General features: G+C 37.9%; 21 protein-coding genes and 1 pseudogene. 7 read left to right on the top strand and 15 right to left on the bottom strand.

What is annotated here, in order from left to right; translation table 11 throughout:
* Positions 1 to 190: 190 nt before the first annotated feature.
* The 8 genes from J2Z81_RS10720 to J2Z81_RS10685 form a co-directional block, all read right to left on the bottom strand.
* Positions 191 to 1,042 (bottom strand): 3D domain-containing protein, encoded by an 852-nt coding sequence (locus tag J2Z81_RS10720; RefSeq protein ID WP_226371328.1) that lies wholly within the window; start codon positions 1,040 to 1,042, stop codon positions 191 to 193.
* A gap of 314 nt (positions 1,043 to 1,356) precedes the next feature.
* Positions 1,357 to 2,274, bottom strand: coding sequence for an oligopeptide ABC transporter permease (gene opp4C, locus J2Z81_RS10715; RefSeq protein WP_390337533.1), 918 nt, complete (start codon positions 2,272 to 2,274; stop codon positions 1,357 to 1,359).
* A 12-nt stretch (positions 2,275 to 2,286) separates the two neighbouring features.
* On the bottom strand, positions 2,287 to 3,249 hold the full coding sequence (gene opp4B, locus J2Z81_RS10710) for an oligopeptide ABC transporter permease (RefSeq protein WP_226371327.1): 963 nt from the start codon (positions 3,247 to 3,249) through the stop codon (positions 2,287 to 2,289).
* 39 nt (positions 3,250 to 3,288) lie between these two features.
* Complete coding sequence (gene opp4A / locus J2Z81_RS10705; RefSeq protein ID WP_226371326.1) at positions 3,289 to 5,013, bottom strand: oligopeptide ABC transporter substrate-binding protein; 1,725 nt, start codon at positions 5,011 to 5,013, stop codon at positions 3,289 to 3,291.
* Positions 5,014 to 5,044: 31 nt separating this feature from the next.
* Positions 5,045 to 6,052, bottom strand: coding sequence for an ABC transporter ATP-binding protein (locus tag J2Z81_RS10700; protein ID WP_226371325.1), 1,008 nt, complete (start codon positions 6,050 to 6,052; stop codon positions 5,045 to 5,047).
* Positions 6,049 to 7,017, bottom strand: a complete 969-nt coding sequence (locus J2Z81_RS10695; protein WP_226371338.1) for an ABC transporter ATP-binding protein — start codon at positions 7,015 to 7,017, stop codon at positions 6,049 to 6,051. Before J2Z81_RS10695 ends, J2Z81_RS10700 begins: the two co-directional genes overlap by 4 nt.
* A gap of 364 nt (positions 7,018 to 7,381) precedes the next feature.
* On the bottom strand, positions 7,382 to 8,962 hold the full coding sequence (locus J2Z81_RS10690; protein ID WP_226371324.1) for an MFS transporter: 1,581 nt from the start codon (positions 8,960 to 8,962) through the stop codon (positions 7,382 to 7,384).
* Between the two features lie 27 nt (positions 8,963 to 8,989).
* The gene (locus J2Z81_RS10685; protein WP_029268694.1) at positions 8,990 to 9,904 is read right to left on the bottom strand and encodes a DUF1002 domain-containing protein; all 915 of its coding nucleotides are present in this window, start codon (positions 9,902 to 9,904) and stop codon (positions 8,990 to 8,992) included.
* A gap of 256 nt (positions 9,905 to 10,160) precedes the next feature.
* Between J2Z81_RS10685 and J2Z81_RS10680 the strand changes: the two genes are divergently transcribed.
* From J2Z81_RS10680 to J2Z81_RS10670, 3 genes and pseudogenes are all read left to right on the top strand, one after another.
* Entirely contained in the window at positions 10,161 to 11,363 is a 1,203-nt protein-coding gene (locus tag J2Z81_RS10680; RefSeq protein ID WP_038221104.1) for an MFS transporter, read from the top strand.
* A gap of 363 nt (positions 11,364 to 11,726) precedes the next feature.
* A pseudogene (locus J2Z81_RS10675) lies at positions 11,727 to 12,040 on the top strand (IS5/IS1182 family transposase); the annotation flags it as partial.
* Positions 12,041 to 12,174: 134 nt separating this feature from the next.
* The gene (locus tag J2Z81_RS10670; protein ID WP_226371323.1) at positions 12,175 to 12,420 is read left to right on the top strand and encodes a DUF1450 domain-containing protein; all 246 of its coding nucleotides are present in this window, start codon (positions 12,175 to 12,177) and stop codon (positions 12,418 to 12,420) included.
* Between the two features lie 17 nt (positions 12,421 to 12,437).
* Here the strand turns inward: J2Z81_RS10670 and J2Z81_RS10665 are convergent, their stop codons facing one another.
* Complete coding sequence (locus tag J2Z81_RS10665) at positions 12,438 to 12,656, bottom strand: helix-turn-helix domain-containing protein (protein ID WP_226371322.1); 219 nt, start codon at positions 12,654 to 12,656, stop codon at positions 12,438 to 12,440.
* A 14-nt stretch (positions 12,657 to 12,670) separates the two neighbouring features.
* Positions 12,671 to 13,246 carry a DUF2975 domain-containing protein gene (locus J2Z81_RS10660; RefSeq protein ID WP_029266058.1) on the bottom strand — a complete coding sequence of 192 codons (576 nt, stop codon included), beginning with the start codon at positions 13,244 to 13,246 and terminating at the stop codon, positions 12,671 to 12,673.
* Between the two features lie 176 nt (positions 13,247 to 13,422).
* On the opposite strand from J2Z81_RS10660, the gene J2Z81_RS10655 reads away from it, so the two are divergent.
* From J2Z81_RS10655 to J2Z81_RS10645, 3 genes are read left to right on the top strand one after another with little or no spacing between them, the layout of a single operon-like run.
* The gene (locus J2Z81_RS10655; RefSeq protein WP_226371321.1) at positions 13,423 to 14,616 is read left to right on the top strand and encodes a DUF418 domain-containing protein; all 1,194 of its coding nucleotides are present in this window, start codon (positions 13,423 to 13,425) and stop codon (positions 14,614 to 14,616) included.
* A 20-nt stretch (positions 14,617 to 14,636) separates the two neighbouring features.
* On the top strand, positions 14,637 to 15,134 hold the full coding sequence (locus tag J2Z81_RS10650; protein WP_029266062.1) for a PH domain-containing protein: 498 nt from the start codon (positions 14,637 to 14,639) through the stop codon (positions 15,132 to 15,134).
* A complete protein-coding gene (locus tag J2Z81_RS10645; RefSeq protein ID WP_226371320.1) occupies positions 15,131 to 16,651 on the top strand; it encodes a PH domain-containing protein in 1,521 nt (506 codons plus the stop codon). The genes J2Z81_RS10650 and J2Z81_RS10645 overlap by 4 nt, the downstream gene beginning before the upstream one ends.
* A 76-nt stretch (positions 16,652 to 16,727) precedes the next feature.
* Here the strand turns inward: J2Z81_RS10645 and J2Z81_RS10640 are convergent, their stop codons facing one another.
* The 3 genes from J2Z81_RS10640 to J2Z81_RS10630 form a co-directional block, all read right to left on the bottom strand.
* A complete protein-coding gene (locus J2Z81_RS10640; RefSeq protein ID WP_226371319.1) occupies positions 16,728 to 18,248 on the bottom strand; it encodes a glycerate kinase in 1,521 nt (506 codons plus the stop codon).
* A 22-nt stretch (positions 18,249 to 18,270) separates the two neighbouring features.
* Positions 18,271 to 18,870, bottom strand: a complete 600-nt coding sequence (locus tag J2Z81_RS10635) for a lysozyme family protein (protein ID WP_029266067.1) — start codon at positions 18,868 to 18,870, stop codon at positions 18,271 to 18,273.
* A gap of 234 nt (positions 18,871 to 19,104) precedes the next feature.
* Positions 19,105 to 20,454, bottom strand: a complete 1,350-nt coding sequence (locus J2Z81_RS10630) for an MATE family efflux transporter (RefSeq protein ID WP_226371318.1) — start codon at positions 20,452 to 20,454, stop codon at positions 19,105 to 19,107.
* Between the two features lie 258 nt (positions 20,455 to 20,712).
* On the opposite strand from J2Z81_RS10630, the gene J2Z81_RS16280 reads away from it, so the two are divergent.
* Entirely contained in the window at positions 20,713 to 22,026 is a 1,314-nt protein-coding gene (locus J2Z81_RS16280) for a hypothetical protein (protein WP_264315444.1), read from the top strand.
* 81 nt (positions 22,027 to 22,107) lie between these two features.
* Here the strand turns inward: J2Z81_RS16280 and J2Z81_RS10620 are convergent, their stop codons facing one another.
* Both J2Z81_RS10620 and J2Z81_RS10615 read right to left on the bottom strand, forming a co-directional pair.
* On the bottom strand, positions 22,108 to 22,257 hold the full coding sequence (locus J2Z81_RS10620; RefSeq protein WP_156947652.1) for a hypothetical protein: 150 nt from the start codon (positions 22,255 to 22,257) through the stop codon (positions 22,108 to 22,110).
* Positions 22,258 to 22,876: 619 nt separating this feature from the next.
* Positions 22,877 to 26,047 (bottom strand): DEAD/DEAH box helicase, encoded by a 3,171-nt coding sequence (locus J2Z81_RS10615; protein ID WP_029266073.1) that lies wholly within the window; start codon positions 26,045 to 26,047, stop codon positions 22,877 to 22,879.
* Positions 26,048 to 26,242 lie beyond the last annotated feature (195 nt).

Genomic DNA, 26,242 nt, shown 5'->3' with positions numbered 1-26,242 from the left:
GGTTGTGCGGTTACAAGGTCGTTAAGAGTTTATTGCAATAGTTTCCAGATTAACAAATTTATATTACAAAATATGATTTTAGTAATATTTCTTCTTATTTATATTAAAAATAATCACCGAAAAAGGAAACACCCTCTTTTTAGATGCTTCCTTCTGTTAGATTATTAGATTCTTTAATTGTTTCAGCGAACTATTCTACAATCGTTACATTCACATTTTTGACGCCCCAGACATTTGCCTTGTCTTTGCTTGGGATAAATACGTCAATTTTATTTCCTTTAATTGCGCTTCCTTTATCTGCAGCAGTGGCATAGCCATAGCCTTCAACATGTACTTTTGAACCTAGCGGGATAACATTTGGATCAACAGCGATCACTTTTGCACTTGGATTTGCATTTAAATCCACACCAGTCGCTGTTACACCTGAGCAGCCATCACAGCTAGCTGTGTATGCTGTCGCGGAAACATTGATTGTTTTTCCTTCAGGACTCTCACTTGAGCTTTCTTGTTCACTATTATTCTCATTAGATTCTTTTTCAGAACTGGAATCATTTGCAGATTCTTCATTTACAGATTGGTTTGCCTGAGAACTTGCTTCAGCAGCTTGATCAGATTCTTCAGTAACATTTTCTTCTGATTTAACTTCCGTTTCAACAGCTGGAGTTACTTCTTCTGATACATTGGCCTCTTTTAAATGTAGTTCTTGTCCCTCTACAATTCTATCTGATGATAGATCGTTCCATTTCTTGATACTTGGAACTGTTACATTAAATTCTTTTGCAATCCTTGATAATGTATCGCCTTTTTCAACTACATAAACGTCTTCTGATTCTTCATCAATGACTAATGTTTGTTTCGGCTGAATTACCGTATTTTTCAAACCATTTATATTAACTAATTCATCTACTGTCGTATGATGTTCATTTGCTATATCCCAAAGGTTATCTCCTTTTTCAACTTCATATTGCTCTGCTGATACGCTTGTTGCTGCAGCTCCTGCAATAATGATTCCTGTAGCAATTGTCGCTACTATTTTCTTCATTTGTAATTCCTCCTCAAATTTCTAACAGTGATTATATTATCACAGTAAAAAGGAGAGTGGATTTACAAATCGATTAATATTTATTACAGTTCCTATTAAACTATTATAACCCTATTACAATTGAAATATTTTTGTAATATAAATGTGTCACGTGAATCTTTTGTAATACTTTTGTATTATTAAAGGTTCTTTTCTCCAATAAAAAATAGGTGTATTGTCTATCCGTGATGTCATTCATAAGTAAAAAAGCATGGTTCATTACCACCATTTGGTAGTAGAACCATGCTTTTTTATCTTTTTCACGATGATCTAATCTATTTTTTTCGCTTTGGGTCAAAAGCATCCTTTAATCCTTCCCCAAAGAAGTTAATGGACAATATCGTTAATGTAATACAAACAGCTGGAGGAATCCATATCCATAGTTTATTTTGCAGTACATCTGTCTGTCTTGCTTCCATAAGCATATTTCCCCAACTCGGAATTTCCGGCGGGACGCCAACCCCAATAAAGCTTAGTCCTGCTTCAGCTACAATATACGTGGCAAGCAACAGCGTAGCCTGGACGATAATCGTTGTCATTACATTTGGGATTAAATGTTTCATGATTACTTTAGATGGTTTCGACCCGATGGAAGTTGCAGCTAAAACATACTCATTTTCCTTTTCTGCTAATATTTTACTACGAACAATCCGAGCTACACTTCCCCAGCCCAGTAAACTAAAAACAATGATTAAACTCCACATCCCTGTTACTTTACCAAAGCCAATCATTATTGCATTTAATACTATAACAAAAACATAAAAGGGCAACGTTAAAACAAAGTCTGTAAAACGCATGAATAAATCATCAATCCTACCACCAAAAAAACCAGCAATCGATCCAATAATCGATCCAATGAAAGTTACAAAAAGCATGGACGTTAAGCCGATTGTCAAGGAGACCCTTCCTCCGTAAAGCGTTCTCGTAAACACGTCTCTTCCATTTCTATCTGTCCCAAACCAATGCTCATTTGATGGCTCTTGATTAATATTTGCCATATCAATTCTACTAATATCCTCACTAGTGATATAAGGAGCTAAAAAGGACAGCGTGATAATAAACAGAAGAAAGAGTAAACTGATTACTGCTAATTTCCGTTTAAAAAATTTCTTTCGGGCTATCGTCCATGTAGAGTCAAACTTCCGTTCCATTTCATCCCGGTCTGAAGATGGTGTATTTAGTGCTGGCTCCACAAATAACCCTCCTTAATAACGAATCCTGGGATCTACAACCCCATATAATAGGTCGGAAACGAGGTTACCTACTAACGTCAGCAATGAAAACAATAATGTTAAAGACATAACAACGGGATAATCTCTCGTATTCACTGAATCAATGAACAGCATTCCAATTCCCGGATAAGTGAAAATTGTTTCCGTAATAATCGCTCCTCCAATTAATGTAGCTAAATCAAACCCAAAAAACGTTACAAGAGGGATGATGGAATTTCTTAAAATATGTTGATTATAAATATGCGATTCACTCGTACCTCTTGCTCTAGCACTACGCACGTAATCCATTTCGCTATTTTGAATAATATCATTCCGTAAAAATTGCGTGTAAGATGCTGTCGAGAATAATCCAAGCGTTATCGCCGGCAAAATAACATGCAGCATTCTATCATTCCAATACGCAAATGTTCCTTCTTCAAGACCTGGGGTGACGGAGCCGTTCGATGGCAGCCAGCCTAACTGGAATGCAAAAAAGTAGATGGCTACTATCGCTATAATATATTGGGGGATAGCTATTCCAGTATAGTTAAACGTAGCGATTAAGTTATCACCAACCGTATATGGTTTGCGGCCAGAATACATACCTAGTATGAATGCTAGTATGTATGTAATTATGAGTGCTGCTAATGCCAAAAATATCGTATTTGGAAGCCTTTCTACAATGACATCTAATACTGGCTTCTTATACGTCGTTGACTTCCCTAAGTCTCCTTGGACAAAATTCGTGACCCACCTTTTATACTGAACAGGGATCGGATCATTATAGCCCAGCTTTTCTCGCATTTCTTCAATGTAATCTGTACTTGTATTATTTGGGTCGATTTCACCTGAAAAGGGGTCCCCTGGCATCAAATGTGCCAGGGAAAACACAACAACAGAAACAAGAATCAGCAAAGGAATCATAGAGAACAGCCTGCGCAACGTGTATGCTAACATAGACATTTCTCCTTATAGATAAAGAATGCAGCTATTTTATTACTCTGTTACATACCATTCATGGAAATTACGTAAACCATTAGGATCAATGGTTACACCTTCTAAATGGTTGTTCATCCCGTACAGGTCAATATTTTCCCAAAGCGGAAGTGCAGGTAGTTCTTCATTAAATAGTTTCTGCCACTCTACATATACATTTGCACGGTATTCTTCATCAAAAGATGCTTTGCTCAATCCTTCATCTAACAATTTATCTGATTCTTCATTTACCCATCTGCCATAATTCCACTCAGCCGTGCTGTGCCATAATCCAGATGGATCTGGATCGGACCCGACCACCCAAGCTCCAAAAAACACTTCAATGTTTTTATCATCATTTTCCTTCATTTCATTATACGTATTAAATTCAATTAACTGTCCAGTTGCAAGTTCTGTTTTTAGACCGACATCTTCCCAGTTTTGCATAATAGCTTGCGCGCGTCCCTCAAAAGCAGACGGACCAGCATAATGAGAAAACTTAACAACAAACTCTTCCCCGTCTGGGTCTTCTCTATATCCATCATCATTTGTATCTTTATATCCTGCGTCATCAAGCAGTTTTTTAGCTTTTTCTGGATCAAAGTCATACTGCGTTAACTCGGATTCATCAGCGGCTATCCAATGTACAGAAGGTATAGGTGTGTTAACAATCGTTCCCTTACCTGCTAGATAAGAGTCAATCAAAGATTCCCGGTCCAGCGCATAAAACATAGCTTGTCGTAATTTTTTATTAGCATACTTATCAAAGTCGGCTACTGCCTGCCCCTTATCTTGATCATAATGTCCAAATCGAAAAGCGACATAAGAATACCCGAGACCTTTTTGTTCTTCAACTCGAATATGATCTAATCCTTCAAGTTCTGCGATATCATCAGGGCGAACCTCCATAATATCTATTTCCCCGTTTTGCAGTGCCCCTAATGTTAATGAAGGGTCGACCACTTTAATTAACACCTCAGCCAATTTAGGCTTGCCTTGCCAATAATCGTCAAAACGCTCCAGACGAACATACTCTCCCTGAACAACTTCTTTCACTTTAAACGGCCCCATTCCTACAGGGTTTTCACGCACTTCCTCTGCAGATTCCATGTCCGCTACAGGAATATCCTCAAGTTCTTTTTTCGGCATTGGTGTCGTCCATAAGTTCCCCAAGTTATTTACTTTTGCTTCTTTAAATGTCACTACTGCTGTATATGGATCTTTTATTTCAAATCCGGAAATGGAGTCTGCTTCTCCCTCGCGATATTCCTCTGCACCATCAATCTCCTTGACATAATTAAAGCGTGGCCCTTCATAATCCGGATGAGCAATTACCTCAAGAGCAAATTCCCAGTCTTCCATTGTTAATTCCTCACCATTGTGCCATTTAACACCTTCCTTCAGTGTAAATGTAAATTCCTTATTATCCTCTGTCTCCCATTCAGCGAGATTTGGCTCATACTCCATATCGGCATTTACGGTAACTAAATCTTCATGTATAAAGTCCATGATTTCACTGTCAATGGCACTGCCGGCAAATCCATCAATAAATAATCCCTCTGGGGCCTGGTCGACTGCATAAGTAAGCGTGCCGTCCTCCTTTATTTCGCCCTCCGCTGTTTCCTTTGTATCTGCATCATTTTTATTTTCTTCTCCCTCATTATTCGACGTACTATTAGAACAGGCTGCAAATACAATAACCAAAACAGATGAAAGCGCTAACAAAAACCAATACCTTTTTTTCAAACCATCTTCCCCCTTTAGAATTTATTCTATATTATCCATATAAGAGACAAGCAGCATGACGATTTGGTTTCACCTCCTTCAATTGAGGTACAACTTCTTTGCATTTTGGCATCGCCACTGGACATCTTGTATGAAAGACACAACCGGTTGGTGGATGTTGCGGACTGGGTACGTCCCCTTTTAAAATAATACGTTCTTTCTTTCTTAATGGATTGGGATTAGGAATGGCTGACGTCAACGCTTGCGTATAAGGATGTAAAGGCTCTCTATAAATTGCTTCCTTATCGCCAACTTCCACCATGTTTCCAAGATACATAACCCCAATGCGATCACTCATATGTTTCACTACACTTAAATCGTGTGCAATAAATAAATAGGTCAATTTAAATTCATCCTGCAAGTCCCTAAGCAAATTTAAGACCTGCGACTGAATCGACACATCCAAAGCACTCACTGGCTCATCTGCTATTATTAGTTTGGGATTTAATGCAAGTGCTCTTGCAATGCCGATACGCTGTCGTTGTCCTCCTGAGAATTCATGCGGATACTTATAATAATCTTCCGAGCGCAAACCTACTCTTTTTAATAATTTTTTTACCTCCCCTTTTAATTCTTTATGTGACTTTGACATGTAGTTGCGAATTGGTTCATCAACGATATGGCCTACCATCATTTTTGAATTTAATGATGCATACGGATCTTGAAAAATCATTTGAAAGTCTTTCCGGGCCTTTCTTAATTTAGCACCTTTTAATCTTGTAATATCCTCCCCGTCAAAAACAATTTTTCCTTCCGTAGCGTCCGTAAGGCGTAATATTGTTCTTCCAGCAGTCGTTTTCCCGCATCCAGATTCCCCGACCAGTCCAAATATTTCCCCTTTTTTCAAACGCAATGAAATATCATCTACAGCTTTCACGTCCGCCACTTTTCGCTTAAAAAACCCTGAGGTTACAGGATAATATTTTTTCAAATGCTTTACTTCCAGTAACACATCACGATCACTTCCACCCTCTAAAGCTATACTACTTTGTCTGCTCATAAATTCACTCCTTCCTGCTTATTTGATGGGTTTGGATAACACTGCTCATAAAGCAGGCATCTTGCGTGATGTCCATCAACGACTTCAGCAAGTTTCGGTGTTATTTTTGAACAGTCTTCAAATGCCTTGGGACATCGGTCTGCAAAACGGCATCCTGTTTTGGGCATGTTTTGCAGTGAAGGCACGATCCCCTGAATGGTATGTAACTTACTAATGTCTTCATCTATTTTCGGGATACTATTTAATAATGCTTCCGTATATGGGTGTTTAGGGGAATGAAACAGATTGATAACATTGGATGTCTCTACAATTTGCCCGGCATACATCACAATGACTCGATCTGCCATCTCTGCTACGACACCTAAATCATGGGTGATGAGCATAATTGCCATGTCCTCTTCATTCTGTATCTCATTTAAAAGTTCTAATATTTGCGCCTGTACGGTTACATCAAGTGCAGTCGTTGGTTCATCTGCAATTAAAAGTTTAGGGTGAAGGGAAATCGCTATTGCAATCATCACACGCTGACGCATTCCCCCTGATAATTGATGAGGATATTCGTCTACCACCTTGTCAGGACGAGAAATACCTACTTGCCTCAGCAGATGAATTGCCTTTTCTCTCGCATCTTTCTTTGATATAGCAATATGATTAAATAATGCCTCCTTTAATTGGAAGCCAATTGTAAATACCGGGTTGAGCGCTGTCATCGGTTCTTGAAAAATCATGGCTATATCCTTGCCGCGTATGTGTCTCATTTCTTTATCGGGTAGCTTTGTCAGATCTTTTCCGTTAAATAAAATTTCACCGGCTGCTATTTTGGAGTTTGCCATTGGTAATAACTGCATAATAGATAGGGACAATACACTTTTTCCGCACCCGGATTCTCCCACAACACCAACAACCTCTTTTGGTTTTACGTCCATATGGATATCTGTTATGGCGTTATGTAATTTCCCATCCATTATAAAGCCTGTTTGCAAGTTTTTAATTTCGAGAAGCTTTTTATCATAGGGACTTTCTTTCAATTGGACATCTACCTCCCGACACTTTATTTAATATTCCGACAATTCAGGAGACACTCAAACTTACATCCCTGTTTTACAAAACAGTCTATTTTCCCCGATTATAAAGGATACGCTACATTTTTACAAGACTATTTTACTAATATTTCAATTTAGTTTAAATATTCCGTCTTTAGTGTCCATAAAATGTTATAATCTATTTAACTCTTTTCAAACCCATCATACCAATAGGAAGTTAAGCTATCCTATTGGTATGATGGGTTATACTGTATTACTCCTATACGGGACAGGGAGTTGGAGAAAGTTATTGCTTTCGTGAAGATAAATAAACACCTAGGATCATAACAAAAAGGGCTAAGATACCAGCTGTTATATACATCTGATTAAAGCCGGCTTTTAATATATTTGAGACTGTATCAAGCGCCTCCAAACGTGTTTTGGGATCAGTTATTTTATTGATCTGTTCGATAACCTCTCCGTAATTTTCCTCCCCATTGACATGATCCAGGCCTAAGTCTCCATATTTCGCTTTCATTACCGGAGAAATATTTGTAAATGCTCCAGCAACAAAGCCAGCATATAACGTTGGGAAAAGAGATAGACCAATTTGACGGATTAACGATAATGCTCCAAGTGCTGATCCTTCTTCATTGCTCCCGGCACACTCGCCAACCAGAACATTTAGTGGCGCTCCAAGTAAAATACCTAAGCCAATCCCCGCCAGAACGCTTGCGATAAGAAATGGCCCAAGGCTATCGACCCAAAGCGGGAAAAGGACAAAGCCAATGACACCGATGAATCCGGCATAGATGATTGTTTTAATTGCCCCCGCTTTATCTGTAAGGTAGCCCCCTAATCCAGCGCCAATTCCGGAGGCAAGTGCCATTGGGGTTAACCAGTATCCGGCTTTCTCAACCGGCACTTGCAAAACTTGCTGGACAAAGGAAGGAATAAAAATAATGCCCGCTAAAAACCCGCCTGATAAAAGGCCTAAAATTAATGTGATTTGAAATAGCCGTTTTTTAAGTAAAGAATAAGCTACAATTGGATCTCCGTTACGTTCTTCTACACGGCGTTCATGAAGAATAAAAATGATAAAAAATACAATCCCGATCAATAAAAATGGTCCTGCAGAAGGCTTCATCATACTTTCAAATAAAGCAAGACTATTGAGGTTCGTCAGTCCATACATGAATGCCAAGATTCCTAACGCAAGTAAAACAGTCCCTGCAAAATCCATCGGCTTTGTAGTACTTTGTGTTGTCTCTTCTATTTTAAAAAAGCCAAATACGATCAAAAAAATGGCGATTGGTATATTGATTAAAAACATCCACTGCCACGTACCCGTTATGCCTAAAATGATCGCTCCCAAATTAGGCCCGATGACAGCCGCCAGTCCGTTCATTCCGCCCAACATGCCCAGCGCCTTTCCTTGCTGACCTTTAGGCAAGGTTGCTAAAATATGTGAACTTCCAATAATAAAAATCCCACCGCCACCGATGGATTGGATAAAACGCGCAGCAAGAAGAAAGATAAAACTGGGACTTAATGCAACCAGCAAGGAACCAATCCCAAATAAAAATATTTCAATAATAAATAACCGCTTCCTGCCAAAACGATCCGATAATTTCCCGATAATCGGAACACTTATTGCAATACCAAGTGTGTAAAGCGTAATGCTCCAGGCTCCCCAGGCAGGAGAAACACCAAACGTGTCGTTAATTGTCGTAAGTGCGGTACTAATTATTCCATTATCAAGGCCTGCCATAAAAACCCCAATTGTAAAAAGGGCTACTGGCCATTTTTGAGATGTTCTATGTTTCGTACTCACTTCATCAACTCCACCTGACCAAGCGTAGTTTATGTAAATGCAACAAGGACTCATTTTTCTGAGCCCTTGTTGGCTGGTCGATTATTTAAAAAGACTTCTGAAAAAATCACTGATTATTTGAAAAAGATCCGCAAAGAAGTTCACCACTTTTTGCCAAAAACCTTCATCGATATCCAAGTTTTCAAGTTTGTCTTTTACTTTAGAGGCAATATCCTCAAGCTGATTTTTTACCTGATCAAAGTTAATATTCAAATCACGCATTTTTTCAAATAAATCAATGAGTAACTGACGATCTTTGTCACTTAAAGAGATCTCTAATTTATCCAGTTGTTCTTGGACAATTTTTTCCACATCTTCTTTCGTTGCCGGATTTTGTTCTGCGATTTCCTTTTTAATCTCTGTTAGTAGTTCACTAACTTTTTCTTGGTTCATTCCTTCTTTTTTGGACAATTCCGTTGCTACATCAAGCTCTTCATTGGCTAATTCCATTCTTTCCTTATCAAGCTCTTCACCCTGTACATCATACGCTTTATAAATCCCTGTAAGCGCTGAATGTCCACTTACCTTTACTGGCGAAACAACTTCAACCTCTGCATTTTCTACACCAGCAGTAAGCAGTGCATTGGCATACATCTCCGTAGTTACCTCTGTAATATTATCTGGTGTTGCAATATCAATGTGAAGACCTGTCCCCTTTTCTTTTCTTGTTATTTTTGCTGAAGAAAACATTCTTGAATGCGGGTCTCCATCAATATATTTAGCAATATCCTCGCCTGTTACGGTATACGCTTCTACTGCACTTGGGTCAGTGACATTTAGTAAATCACGTACTTCCTGTTTTTGTTCCTCTGATAAAGTATCTCCATAAACAACTACAGGTACACCCAGTTTTTCATTAATGCTATCTGAATCCGCTGCATGAGCAGGCTGTGTTAGTCCAGTTACCAAACCAATAATCAGCAAAAATATGGCAGTTAATTTTAAATCTTTTTTCATATTCTTTTACTCCTTTTAGTGTTTACTTTTACTTGCATATACTTTTTGCCTTCAACTTATTATAACGTTTTTTATTCGCAATGAACACATTTGATTGTCATCGCTCATCTCGCACCCCCTTAGAAGCAGTAACTTGACATAAGCAGATAACTTTTATTTTTTATGGAACCATTATATAGTGAAGATAGCTAATAAAAGAAAGAAGGGCTTCACAATCTGTGATCAAAATATACGTATCAAAAAAAATTTAGCAATCATGTGGTTTGCTAACTTTTTTGTTGCTGGAAGTATGACAACTCTTTTGCCATTTCTTTCCCTTTATATTGAAACACTCGGCGATTTTTCCAGTTCGTATGTGCAAACATGGTCGGGCTGGACATTCGGTGTAACATTTATTACTGCTTTTATTTTTTCACCGATATGGGGACGCATTGGTGATAAATACGGCAGAAAAAAGATTCTGATTATGTCTGCTACCGGGCTTGGCTTATCTGTATTATTGATGGGATATGCTACTTCCGTATGGGGACTTTTTTTATTGCGTTTCTTTATGGGGATATTTACCGGTTTTATCCCAATGTCCCAAGCTTTCATTGCGACACAAACCCCAAAAAAGATCGCAGGGAGTGTACTTGGAACACTGCAAACTGGAAGCATCACAGGAACATTAATGGGGCCGCTGATTGGCGGATCGATAGCTGACGTAGTTGGTTATGCTGCTACGTTCAAATGGACATCCGTTACGGTATTTTTATCCGCTATCATTGTATTAGTTGGAGTCAAAGAAATAAAGCTAAATGTTTCCGATGAAACAGATCAAAAATCATACAGCAGTAAAGAAGTTATCATGCATATTTTACAAAAACCAGTACTTCTCGTTGTTATGCTTTTATCTGCACTCGTACAAATTGCGCATTTCAGCATACAGCCAATCCTCTCTTTATACGTTGCAGAAATTCATGGAACTGCAAGTATAGCACTCTTTTCCGGGATGGCCTTTTCTGCTGCAGGTCTGGGAAATTTACTGATGACAAAGCGCTGGGGAAGACTTGGCGACCGGGTTGGATATATGAAAGTTTTAATACCGCTGCTATTTATGGCAGGGATTGTCTATTTTCCGGGAGCATTTGTTACAAGCATTTGGCAACTCATCATCATCCGGTTTTTATTAGGTGTGTCGATTGGGGGCATTATCCCGCTAAGAATAGCTTATATACGACAAGTTGCACCACTTTCCATGCAAGGAGAGGTTCTTGGCTACAACACTAGTCTCCGCTTCCTCGGAAATATGATTGGTCCCGCTTTAGGCGGTATGCTGGCAGGATATTTCGGAATTTCTACGGTATTCTTTGTAACAAGCGGTCTGCTTCTTGCAGGTGGCCTGATCATGCTGAGCGTATGGTATAAATATGAACATGTAGAAAAACATACACAACCACTGCCGTCACACCGAAACTAATAGACGAGACTGGGACAAAACTCCAGTAAATGTAAAAAAATTTCGGGAGTCCCGTCTCTAGATGGACCCCCCGAACTTCTATATTTTACTTTTCCGTTCGATTTATAGTTATTTAGTAATCCCGTTGACTTGCACTGCAGGTGGCTGCTTTCCGCGGGCACAGCCTCAGCCTCCTCGGAAGAAAACCATTTCACGTGGGGTCTTCAGACTCGTGCTATTCCCGCTGGAGTCAGCCGCCTTTCGTTCGAGTCAACTAGATATGAAAACGGCTTTAATATGCTTGTTTTAGTAAACAAAAAGGACACCTTCTGATAAAATTAAAGTCACTACACACAATTTTTCAGGGGTGTCCCTTATGTTTCCATGAATCAAATTGTTTTGCCGCTGGATTTAGAAATTAAATGACAAGAAGATGATATTGCCTATGTCGTGGAAAGTATTCCGGACGAAGCATTCGTCAGCCTTTTGCGTAAGAGGAGCTGTCCGGCCTACCATCCGCGCATGATGTGGCTGGCCCCAGGGATATGAACCGAGTTATCGAACGATTAATCGTTTCCGCATTCACCCGGAAGTCAAAGAATTATTGCGTTAGTGTTTCGTAGAATTCCGTTGTAAGCCTTGTGCAGGAAAAACAGATTGATGAAGAAGCCATTTTTATTGATGGCACCAAGTGGGAAGTTAAAATGACGCTAATTCAATGTGACAAAAATGGGTATACTAAAATAATGCTAATCAATTGATTCATGTGGCAGTATATGCTACAACTAACAGAGTCAAAAATTTTAAATTGATTTGAAAGAAAGTGATAGCAATGGGAATTGTCGTAGTCGAGGTATGTGACGGAAATGCAATCACTAAAATAGATATAGAAGGAATCATCGAATCCGAGTTTCCAGAAGTAGCTGTGCTAAAGAATGAATGTCTGGCATTTTGCGGTTTATGCAGAGTAAGGCCATTTGCCCTTGTTAACAATCGGCGAATTTTCGGGAAAACAGTTGAAGAATGCTTAGACAAAATTCGCGCAGCAATCAAAGAAGAACTAGCTGTTTATCAATAACAACAGCTTGTTCTTTTTTATTCCTGAGCATCTGTTTCATCGATATATTCCAGTAAATCACCCGGCTGGCAATCGAGAGCCTTGCACAATGCATCCAATGTTGTGAAACGGATCGCTTTTCCTTTTTCATTTTTTAGAATGGATAAATTGGCTGTTGTTATGCCGACTAATTCCGATAGTTTATTGAGCGACATTTTGCGCTCAGCCATCATAACATCCAACTTTATTCTGATCATCTTTTTCCCCTACTTTATATTGTTTTCTTATTTTCCTCTACCGCATGAACAGCCGTTTTTAAAGCTGATGCAAGAATGATAAGTACAATGCCCCATGTAATCGAATCGATATAAGAAAGATTGGAGGATTGAATCTCAGCATTTGTAATATCTAATGCACTCAGAGCCTTTGACAGCAAAAGTCCATCGGTATACGTAAATGCCGTCCCTAAAATAAGATAGGTTAGCCCCAGTTTAAAGATAATCGAAACATTCTCGTACATAAACAGACTATCTTTATAAATATTTTTTAACAGCTTATACATCAACCTTAAAAATAATAGCGCAGTTAAGATCATGGTTGTTATGGAAATTAATGATAAAACCATAAAAGATTTTTCCATGTAAAGATTTGGCTCCTGATAAAAATGTAACTCGAGATAGCTAAAAATAGGTTCAAACTTGCCAAACGACTTTGAAAGAGCACTATCTGCATCCCAAATGAATGATAGATGCAATAATATTGCAAAGATCCCTATTAAAATGGTGAAATAAAACCCTATCAAGCATAATACCGATAATAATTTAAAAATAGCTTTTTTGGCTCCCATTGCTCCACTCCTATCGTAAAACACCGTTTTCCTCATTTCTTCATCAACTATAACACACATTCTTTATCAATGCATTTTTATCGATAATCGATAAAAAAATATTGATAAATAATCTCCCATCTGCTATATTTTATACTATCAAACCGCAAATAAGGTTTTTTGGGAGGAAGTATGACATGCGAGCAACGACTAAAAGAATTGGTTTCATTGATGGAATCCGCGGATGGGCATTATTCGGAATTCTTCTAGCTAATTTACTTATTTTTCAGTACGGAATCTTTGGAAAAGATGAAATTTCCTACTTTGATCTTTCATCAAGCAACCTGTTTTCTTATTATTTTGTGAAGCTTTTTATTGAGAATTCATTTATGCCTATCTTTACATTTTTATTTGGCTATTCCTTAATCCTAATGAGGAACAGCCTGAAAAAGAGGCAGTTGCGTGTGAAATGGCACCTATTCCGAAGATTTATCATGTTAATTGTGCTTGGCGTCCTGCATAGCACTTTTTTGTGGGAGGGAGATATTTTATTATCCTATGGCATGATGGGTATCCTTCTTTTGCTATTTGTTAACCGGAAACCAAAAACATTGCTTATCTGGGCGATACTTTTACTTTCATTCATCACCGTTGGTAGCTTTTTTGAAACTGAAGAGGATATTGCTTTAACGACAGATGGAAAAATGGAAACATATCTGAATCAAACAACCAATATATACAGTTCTGGCTCATATAGCGAAATCAAATATCACCGCAATCATAAAGATCCGATGGAACTCGATGGAGAGGAAGCGGCCTTGATGTTATTAGCTATTCCCCTTGTTATGCTGCCGATGTTTTTCATTGGCATGCATGCTGCCCATAAAAAGTGGCTCGTAAATCCACTGAAAAACAGAAATAAATACAAAACTGGAATGATCATGCTTATCCCAATAGGATTAATTTTAAAAGCTACATTTTACATCAAAGAGTCTATTCATTGGCTTGTCGATCTGAGTTATTTGGGAGATATTACCCTTGCGATTGGTTATATTTGTCTATTTGCATTTGTTTATGGCAAATTTTTTGGAAGTCGCTTCGTTATTGGATTTGAAAACTTGGGAAAATTATCATTAACGAATTATATCATGCAAACCATTATTTGTACGTTTATCTTTTATGGTTACGGTTTAGGACTTTTTGCAAAAATGGGGGTCACCTTTTCCATTGTTTTAGGAATCATTATTTTTCGATTGCAGCTATATGCAAGCACCCTCTATTTAAAATACTTCAAGCAGGGACCACTTGAGTGGCTGCTAAGAATTTTTATTTATTTCAAGGCCCCTACAAAGAAAAGACTGCGAACCGAGAAAGCGTATAAAAATGGCTAGAAATAGATTGGAGTGATTTCATGTATTCCAAGATTCATTCACCCGAACATCGATTGTCAAAAGATGCTGTTAAAATTTGGATCATACGCGAGGTAATGATCGATATCCTTGGGTTTATCATACTTGGTGTTTTATTTTATTTAGACTATCATTTTTCGTGGAAAGACTGGATTGGTTGGATTCTTATTGTGATTACAATCATTGCTGTCCTTTTCTCCATTTGGTCCATCTTTATTGAACCATTTCTGCTTTACAGAAACTTTCGATATGACGCAGATGAGTCGTTCTTGCAATTGAAATCAGGCGCCCTAAAAGAAGTACATCAGCTTGTTCCGATGACAAAAATACAAGCTGTGGAGACAAATCAAGGACCATTGTTTAGAAAATATGGACTTTGTTCACTGGAAATCAGCACGATGGGATCTTCTCACACAATTCCCGCACTACCTAAAGAAGTTGCTGTCAAATGGAGGAATCAGATTGCTCATTTCGCCAAAATAAAGGAAGTGGAGGAATGACGGAAAGCAAACAACGTTACCACCCACTGCTTATTCTTTTTCATTTATGGAGGTTAATAAAAAACTCCATTGTCTTCGTGATTTATTTATTTGTTATAAAATTCGGCTCGGATTCCACTTTTATTAAATACGGGAGAATCATTTTTTTCCTTTTGATTGGAATCTCCATTATTTCCATTGTGGTGAAATGGTTTTCACATAAGTACAAGGTGGATGATACGTCATTCCATCTTTACAAAGGACTTTTTGCAAAATCAGAGCGAACCATTCCCTTTTCTAAAATTCAAAACGTCAATCGTCGTACTACTGTAATCCATCGTATTTTTAACGTTACATCGATAAAATTTGAAACCGGTATGTCTGATTCAGATGCCACTGTTGCGTTTGAGGCCATCCCTAAAAAAGAGGCCGATCACTTGGAAGCACATATAACAAATACGGGCGTGGATGAGCCATCCACAAATCAAGCTGTCAGTGATCCAGACATGCCACCTCAAGACAGTAAGGAAGCAGTAGTTTCCAATCGTAGAATTCATTTTAAGCCGACCAAAAAGGAGCTTATCAAAGCATCGTTTACATCATTCAGTATTCTAGTGCTCATCCCAATCATCATTTCTGCTTATTTTAAACTCACCGAGATCTTTCATGTAGGAAAAAAAGTAGAAGGATTGTTTTTACAAATTACGCATTCTTGGTGGCTTCTTACAATCATCGTGATCGTAATGCTTTTTGCTTCAGTCATTTTTGGATTTGCAAAGACATTTTTGACATATGGGAAGTATGAAATAGCTTCAAGTGAAGAGCAAATTTTTATTACAAAAGGTATCGTCGAGGAAACAACATTTACCATATCAAAAGATAAAGTACAAGCGATTGAAATGACACAATCGCTGATGAAACGATTGCTTGGACTTGTGGAAGTTAAACTGATCAGTGCCGGTGGCTCTAATGACGGAGATGAGGAGATGGAAATTAATTCTCTTTATCCATTTCTGCCTATTGAACAAGCACGTAAAATAATTTCCGAAATACTTCCTTCGTATGAAGTGACTGAGGAAATGACGCGTCTTCCTGGCAAATCTTTATGGGTCCGTTTATTCAGACCTAGCTGGCTATGGATTTTTTCCACTGGTTTATTATTTTACTTCAAGCCAGCTGTACTTGGTATCACGCAAGCTTGGTGGATTTTATCTATTGGCTTGCTTTTATCCATTGTTGTATCAAGATTGCTTGATTTCTTTCATACAAGCTATACATTCAATCATCACTTTATCCAGTTTCAAACAGGCGGCTTCACAACATCTCTGTTCACATCAAAACGAGATAAGATCATGGAAGTGAAAATATCCCGTAATATCGTTCAGCGAATGCTTGGATTAGCGTCTATTGAGACCGTTAATCGTGCCAAACCGGTGCGTCATACTGCTCTTCATGATGTTCCTGTGCAACTGGGAGAGAGATTTTATACATGGTATAAAAAACGTGAAAATGAAATAAAAATAGAGTCCAAGCAATAAACTGAGGCATTCACTAACAAGAGCTCAGCCCTCTTATATCAGTGAATGCCTCAAGTTCATCTATATCATGCATGCGTTATTTTTTATATACGACAACGTCCATTTCGACAAGTGCGCCTTTTGGAAGACCACCAACTTCTACGGTAGCTCTTGACGGATAAGGCTCTTGTAAATATCCGCCATAAATATCATTGACAGTAGCAAAGTCATCCATCGAATCCAAATAAATGGTAAATTTCACAACCTCTGAAAAGTCTGTACCTGCCTCTGTTAGAATAGCTTTTAAGTTTTCTAAAACCTGTTTCGTCTGCTTTTCAATTCCTCCTTCCACTTCTTTGGTTTGAGGATCGATTCCAATTTGTCCGGACACATAAACAAAATTACCCGCTTCAATTGCCTGAGAGTAAGGACCGATTGCCGCTGGTGCATCTTCTGTATGGATTGCTTTTACCATTGTAATTCCTCCTTGATTTTGTATGTACTTAAAAATTTCCTTTGTTCTATTAAATAATACCATTTTTGGCTGGTTCATGGCTTGCTTTTTGCTGAATGTACCATTAATTAATGTATGAATTTCAGTAAATTGATCAAGTAACGCTGATCTGTCCTCCACCGTAACATTGCCAGAAATAAGCATCGAGGGAACATGGTATTTTCGGGCTAATGCTGCAACATATCCAGGTGCTTTTCCATCAAGCGTTTGTGTATCACTTTCTCCTTCGCCACTAATGACTAGATCGGCATGTTTTATTTCATCCTCAAGCTCAATCACTTCGGAAATGAGCTTAGCGCCTGAAAGCAATTTACCCCCCATCGCCATAAATGCAAACCCCAGACCGCCCGCTGCACCAGCTCCTGGTTCTTTGTCTAATGAAAGCGAGAGGGAATTTGTTTTTTGCATTCGTTTACTATAATTCCCCATGGCTTGATCCAAATATTCTATTTGTTGACGATTAGCCCCTTTCTGAGGGCCGAATACAAAGGTTGCTCCATTCTGTCCGCATAAAGGATTCTCTACGTCTGTTGCTACACGAATGGTACATGAAGCAAGGCGCGGGTCGAGTGTTTCTAGATGAATTGTTTCTATTTCTAACAAATGCTCACCGAAAATACCAACATGTTCACCACGGGAATTTTTAAAGGTAGCCCCCAGAGACATGAGCATTCCAAAACCACCATCATTCGTTGCACTACCACCTAACCCGATGATAAATTTACGAAATTGTTTATCTAGAGCTATACGTATGGCCTCGCCAATACCATATGTGGTTGTTTTATATGGATCTCGGCTGTCCTTAGGAACAAACGGCAAACCTGCCATACTGGCAATTTCAATAACAGCAGTATCTTCGTATACCACTCCGATACACGTCTCTATTTTTCTCCCTAAAGGACCAGTTACCTTTACCGGCAATCGCTTACTGTCAGGAATCGCACGGAGCAAGGCATCCAGCATTCCTTCACCACCGTCCGCCATCGGTTTGATGACGACGTTATGTGTAGCATCCACTTCCATGATGGCATTTTTTATTATATTTGCTGCATCCACCTGTGTCAGTGTTCCTTTATATGCATCTGGTGCCACTACGATTTTCATATGAACACCCCTGTTTTTTTATCTATAGCGTTTCTCGATAAGCCATGACATCACGGACATAATAGATATCTCCGTAACAAGCGTTATATCGCTTTGCTTCTTCTCGGTAACACGTATAAGTTTCCCTGTCTTTATCATACATTTGTTTAGAGAAATTAATCGCTTCTTGCTGTGAATATTCTCCGGATTGATTTTTGACATAATCAATGAACCCTTTTCCAAAATTATAAGATTGTACGGCCAACTTTACATCTCCATCCGCTTTCTCCAGCACTTGAGAAAAATAGTACACTCCTTGCTTAATCGAATGTTCCGGATCATCAATGCAGCCAACTTCCCCGCAATAACTTTCTGATGATTGCATTGGGTCATTTCCCTTGCCTCCTGATTCCTGCATCATCATGGCCAAAATAACATCTATGTATGAGGATACATGGTATTTCTTTGCATATTTTTCAACGAGCGGCTGATATTTTTTTACTTCATCGCTTATGCGTCTATCAGGTTGTCGGTCTATTTCCGGTTTTTCATAGGTTAATAGAGACAGGACAACAAACAAGATTCCTATAAATAAAAATAGAACGGTTGCCTTTTTCATTGCTTTTACTGTCTTGCGTTTCATATTTTCAATTCTCTTACCCCAGTCTTTTATATTTTATGTGCCATTTACCAAATGATTGGATCGTGCACGTTGCTAAAAGCTACGAACTGTAATTTTTCGTAGTTTTATTTAACTTACGGTTGCAACGCTGTTACAGCTAGAGTTTGTATGAAATTTACCCATCCAGATTAAAGCATTCATTCATGTTTTCGTTCTCTAATTCTTATCCATTTTAGCTAACGTTCACTCTATTATTTAATGTGCTTTTTGCCCTTTAAATAACTCTTTTTCCCGCCACTTGCCAAAACGGTAATACATATAGGCTATAAAACTGCTAGCCAAAAAACTGGCACCTACTCCAACACCAATTCCTACTTCTCCAAACATTTTTGAAAATAAAGAAGCAAACGGAAATCGCAATAACCAAAATGACGTGATATTTAATGCGAGCACTTGATACATTGCGCCAGATGCTCGAACGATTCCATTTAATATGAAATTGATGCCAAGAAATGGATAACATAATGCGACGATACGCAAGTATTTTGTTCCAAAAGCTACTGCTTCTTCCTCTTCTATAAATAATCGAACTCCAAATTCAGCAAAAAGTACAACAATTACACCTATGATCAGCATGACAGAAAAGTTATATAAAACGCCATACTTGGCTATCCGTTTCACTCGCTCCCAATCATTTATACCAATATTTTGTCCAGCCATACTGCTTACAGTTGTTCCTAATGCATGGGCTGGCAGCATGACAATACTATCCAGCCGTTGTGCAGCACCATATCCTCCAACGACATTTTCTCCAAAAACGGTGACAACGCTCATAATCGCTGCTGCTCCAGCAGAAATCACTGCCATCTGAAGCCCGGACGGGATGCCCAGATTTAAAATAAGCCCTATTTCCCCTTTTGTTGGAAGAGAGGGTATACGAAATGGCGCCAGCTTACGTCGAAGAACATAGAAAACACCATAGATAAATGCCGTTCCTTGTGCTATGACTGTTGCATAAGCTGCCCCGTTGATCCCCAAGTTAAGTCCGGCAATGAACAGTGGAGCAAGTATGATATTAAGCATAACAGCCAGCATAACAAAGCGAAGTGGCGTCTTGCTGTCTCCTAAAGCACGGAGGACGGTACTAATAAAGTTATACCCAAATAAAAATAAAATCCCGATAAAATTAATTTGCAAATAGGATTTCGCGGAAAAGATCATACTTTCTGGTGTTCCTAAAATTCGTAAAAGATTTTCTGCAAACATATATCCAGTAACACCTAAAATGAGCGATATTGCCGTTAAAAGTACAACATAAGCATTTAAATACCGTTTTAATCCATATGTATTTCCGCGTCCTTTTTGCTGAGATAAGATGGTTAAAGCGGAATTATTTAAGCCGATAACAAAAGAAAGTATGGTAAAAATAATTGTACTCGATACGGCTACAGATCCCAGAGCATTTGCTCCAAGCAAATTTCCAACCCACAAACTATCAGCAAATTGATAGGAAGTCTGCAATAGATTTGTCAGCATGATTGGACCTGAAAATAAAATGAGCTGTTTAAAAATATTTCCTTGGGTAAAATCATGCTGTTTCTTCATTCATGTCCATCCTTTCTTTATCACATCTAGTTCCACGTAAACATTTCTCGTGTATATCAGATTCTACTAGGAAATGAAAGTATTCTTCAACTGTTTCTCTTTTTTAGTTGCACCATCTCTATTATTCTACCCGCGAACATAGCACAAAAAGCTATTTTTAATAAAAACTGCTGCTCTTTCATTCTTGACAGTTGTATGAATATTCTATATTATGGTATAAATTAACGAAATTTGTCGATTTATCTGGGAGGATCTTATATGAAAACCAAAATAGCGGTGTTCGGTAGAAAAGAGGTCGTTGATCAATGCCATTCCTCTGTGTTAGGACAAGTGGATCTTGAGATCGTTCCTTTTATTTATACACATGTCAACGAAACTCCAAAACTGATCGAGAAGGCCTTTATATGTGATGTATACCTTTTTACAGAAGCTATATCCTATGCCTTTGTAAAAAAGATCATCAATAAAAAACGCCTTCCTGCCGTGCAAATTCCTTGTGATGACTATATGTTTTTAACCTCTCTTTTTCTCGCAAATAATGAACGGGAAAAGCCCATCAAACGTTTATCCATTGATCTATGGAATAAACACCGTATTCATGAGGTACTTACAAAGTTAAATACAAGCAATTATGAAGTATATACATCTGATTACAGAAATAATGAAGACAACAACATTGACCAGATCACAGCATTTCACAAGCAACTATGGGAAAAAGGTAAAATTGATCATGTACTTACTTCTATAAAAGAAGTTGATCTCATGCTGAAGGATGCTAACATTCCTTCTACATGCATGGAAATTCCAAAAGTTAATATCGAGCGTGCGATCCAAAAATGCAAATCCATTGCTACACTAAAAAAGTATAATCATACGCAAATGATTGCAGGATACGTTTGTGTAAAAGGTTTTGAATTGTTAAACAGAGAAAAAGGTGAAATCACATATGAAATGATACTCCCTAAGCTAGATCAACTCTTAGAGGAATTTACATTTCAGACAGAAGCTGCACTTATCCAAACAAAAGCTAATCAATATGTTTTATTTGGAACACAAAAAATGATCCATTATATTACCGATCATTACCGGAATTTCCCATTATTGACAGAAATCGAGCGTTCTCTGCAAGTTCCTATTTCAATCGGATTTGGACTAGGTATGACAGTGAAACAAGCGGAAAATAATGCGAAGCTGGCGCTAGACAGATGCAACCAAGAGCCATACAGGCATAATTGTTTTCTTGTAAACGAACAAGGGGATAGCTTTGGCCCAATTGGAGTTAAAAAACATTTTGACGCTGCACGATTATACCAGGCTCTCATTCATAAGGCACGACTAAATAATGAATTATCATATAATTTCATAAATTTCATCTCCAGCAGGAATAATGAACCTTTTTCTTCGAATGATATTGCCTTGTATTACCGTGTCACGAAACGCAGCGCGGAACGCACGATAAATAAATTATTAAATGGCAAAGTTATTAAAGTAGTCGGTGAAGAAAAACCATATCTGAAAGGAAGACCAAGGAAGTTATTTCAAATTGCAACTGAAAAAGAAAAAGCCAGGTAACATCGCATTACCTGACTTTTCTTTTTAAATTCGAAAAGAAAACTTAAATAGTAATAGAAATTAACCTGCCTCCTAAACAAATTAACTTTTGTTATTAAATAAGTAATCCATGATATGATCGAAAAAAGTTACTTGTTCCGTAATTAAAAATACGGGCAAAAGCATGATAGCCAATGCAATTGTTGCGTTTGAAACAATAAACTTAGCAAATCCATTCACAACCGTTTTCATGAAACACCAACTTTCAGAATTGTTTAAATATTATAACATCAGTAAACTTATAAAACAAGAAACATGTCTATCTATTTTTCATTATGAACGTTTTGCTCCATTCGCAAACTTTCTAATTTTAGATTTACATCTACTTCGTTAAAGCTTTATTGCCCCAAAAATAAAGAGATTGGGACAAAACCCCAGTAAATGTAAAAAAAATTTACTTTTCCGTGCAATTTTTAGTAATCCCGTTGACTTCCACTACAGGTGGCTGCTTTCCGCGGGCACGGCCTCAGCGTCCTCGTAAGAAAACCACTTCCTGCGCGGTCTTCGGACTCGTGCTGTTCCCGCAAGAGTAGCCGCCTTTCGTTCCAGTCAACTAGATATGAAAGCAGCTTTAATATGCTTGTTTTAGAAACAAAAAGGACACCTTCTGATAAAATGAAAGTCACTACACAACAATTTATCGGGGGTGTCCCTTTTGTTTAAATCTTATACCATGAATCAAGTTGTGTTGCCGCTTGATTTAGAAATTACATTACAAGAAGATGATATTGCCTATGCCGTGATGTCGTGGAAAGTATTCCGTTTCTACTTATTCTTGGCTAGTTATGTCCCAACCCCCTTAAATAACCACTTATAGATTCAATAATTCTCGCACGTCCTCTTCACTCAGACTGGACAACATTGTTTCTCCTGGCTGAATAACTTGATCAATAAGCTCACGTTTCTTTTGTTGTAATTCGTAAATTTTTTCTTCTATGGTCCCCTCCGTTATCAGACGAATCACTTGCACTACATTTTTCTGACCAAAGCGATGAGCTCTTCCAGTCGCCTGGTCCTCCACTGCAGGATTCCACCATAAGTCATACAAAATCACCGTATCTGCCCCTGTTAAGTTTAACCCAGTTCCACCTGCTTTTAAGGAAATAAGAAATACATCTTTTTCCCCGTTATTAAAGCGTTCACTCATTTGGACACGTTCACGAGATCCGGTTTGACCATGCAAATAAAAATAGGCAATGTCCTCTTGCTGTAATTTGTTCATGATAATTTCATGCATACTTGTAAATTGAGAAAAGATGAGCATACGCTTTCCATTTGCAATCGCATTTCTTACTGTTTCCATCAGCTGTTCCAATTTTCCCGATTTACCTTGATAATTTTCGATAAATAAAGATGGATGGCAGCAAATTTGTCTAAGCCTTGTAAGGCCTGCTAATATTTTCATTCGATTCTGATTAAATCCGCCTGCTTTCATCGACTCCGCTGCTTCTTGTTGTAATTGCCTTAAATACCCAAGATATAATTCTTTTTGTTCATTGGTTAACTCCGAAATAGAGGTTGATTCTATTTTATCTGGCAATTCTTTTAAAACATTCTCTTTCAAACGTCGTAAAATGAATGGTTTTGTGAGACTTGCTATTTTTTCATGCGACATTTGTTTAAATGACCGTTGACTGGGCATTAAGCCAGGCAAAACAACTTGAAAAATAGACCATAGCTCACTAATCGAATTTTCAATTGGCGTGCCACTTAATGCAAACCTTCTTGTCGCCTTAATTTGTCTAATTGCTTGCGACGTTTTTGTAGCATAATTTTTTATATATTGCGCCTCATCGAGTATCATTGTTTGAAATGTTAGTTCTTTATATTGCTCTATATCTTGTCGCAGTGTTGCATAGGAGGTAATCCATACATCCTTATCCGTTGATTCTTTAATCATTTTTTCTCTTTCCACTGGCGTCCCTTTCAGAATAGACACACTTAAATCAGGAGCAAATTTTTCACACTCATTTTTCCAATTATACAGTACAGAGGAAGGTGCTATGATTAAATGTGGCGAGTCGCTTGGTTCAGATAGCATATAAGCGATGCTTTGCAACGTCTTTCCGAGTCCCATATCATCCGCTAAAATTCCGCCTAAGTAATAATTGCTTAATGATTTGAACCATTGGTAACCTGTCTCCTGATAAGACCGAAGGGAGGCATTTAAATTTTCCGGAAGCTCATAAACTTGTTCTTCTGGTGACTTCAATTGATGTAATAGTTTCCTAAACTTTGGGTCATAATCTTTTTTCGTATCAATCAGCTCATCAATCTGTGTACTGCGATAAAAAGGCATATGAATATTGCCTTTATCCAGATCTCCCTTTTTAATTTCTAAATCTTCAAGGAACTGTTGCATGGAAGAAAATTCATCTCCTTCCAACGACATCAATGCACCACTCTGCAAGCGGTAATAGCGCTTCTTCTCAATCACCGCATTTAAAATTTGATTTATTTCAACGTCATCTACCCCATCGATGTTAAATCCGATTTCCAACAAGTTAGAAGATGATTCCACACTGACACTTGTGCTTGGATTAGGTTCATGTTCAACAATAAAATTTCGAATTTCAGATGTTAAAAACAAATCCACATAACGCTCAAGCAAAGGTAAAACATGGTAGATAAAATCATACAGTTCTTCTTCATCCGCCTCGATATATAAATCTTTCCCATTATAATGAAAGTTGGCATATTCAATCAGCTGCATGATCTTTTGCTCTTTATCTGTATCACGAATAATAATTGTATCACTTTCATCACGTCCGCTAAAGGGATCGATTTGGTGATCACCATAATGATATTCTAACTTACCAACAATCCAATCCGCCTGTATTTCTAGATATAATTTTGCATGTAATGGTACTTGGATAATTTCAGCTTCGACCTTTTCAGCAATTTCCACGTCTCCTACTTTTTTTAAAGAGGGCAGGACTTCAGACAGGAAAACATTTGCTTGATTTTTGGTGATTGGAAGCTGGTGATTTTCCATCCCTAATTGATTCATTTGTTCGAGAACAGGTATTTGCTCTTTTGACGGGAAATAAAAAGTGCCTTCTGAAAAGAGTATTTGATACGGTTTAAAATATACACTTTGTGCAACATCGCTCATTTCAAGCATTAAATCTTCCCGTCTATTTTTGGTTACAACAAATTGAAAAGGTAAATGGTCTTTAACGATCTCTGCATGCTGAAAACTTTGCTCTCCATTTTCTATCGTTAAATCTCTTTCAATCAGCTTTTCTATTAATTCGCGAGCGAGTAATGGCGGTATAATAATGGATCGTTTATCGTGTAGCTTTGTTTGATAATGATAAAATGAATACCCGTTGTAGACTTGCTCATTTCTTAAGATAGAGTACAACAGCTCAAAAGCATCCAGATCTTGCTGCAGGAAATAATGACTCTCTGGACTGTACGTAAATGTTTTTGTAAAGTAATGCTCCCGTCCATGTAAAACATCTTCCAGAAATGCAAATGCATCTTTAACAACAAAACATCTTTTTTCCCCTGCTTTTAATTCAATGAGCAAATTCCGATCAAAAGACCACTTTAAATAGTACTGTACATGCATCGGAATTTTCCGTAGCAGTATTTCCTCCGCTTCTGGACTTTGTTGTGTAGAAGTAATCGCTTGTATGAAACGATTCGTCGTTTGGTATTCATAGTCATCCAGTCCCGATTCATTCCCTGCTGATCTATTGGCAATGCTAATTAGAACAGCAACAATATGTTTACACGATCCATACGTATCAAAGGCTGGACAATCACAATATGCCTTGATCGAGCCACTTGAAAATTCAGACATATTTATCTCCACAAAATAATCTTCTGAGCCATGTACAGTGGCTGTCCACACATTATAATTCAAATCGTATACTAAATTACTTATCAAATCATTTTTGTAATATGCTAACCCGCGTCGATAAATCACCGATGGAAACATATTTTTTATATTAAAATTCCGAATAGTATTCAAAATGTATTACCCTGCCTTCACAATCTCATTTCCTTTATTGTAAACGAGAAACAATGATTTTCAAACCCACACACCCAAAAGTTGATATTTCCGTTCTTCGGTTGATATTTCCGTTCTTCGGTTGATATTTCCGTTCTTCGGTTGATATTTCCGTTCTTCGGTTGATATTTCCGTTCTTCGGTTGATATTTCCGTT

It is taken from the genome of Virgibacillus alimentarius (genome assembly GCF_017874635.1).
GTDB lineage: Bacteria > Bacillota > Bacilli > Bacillales > Amphibacillaceae > Virgibacillus_B > Virgibacillus_B alimentarius.
This window is presented reverse-complemented; position numbering and strand designations above follow the sequence as displayed.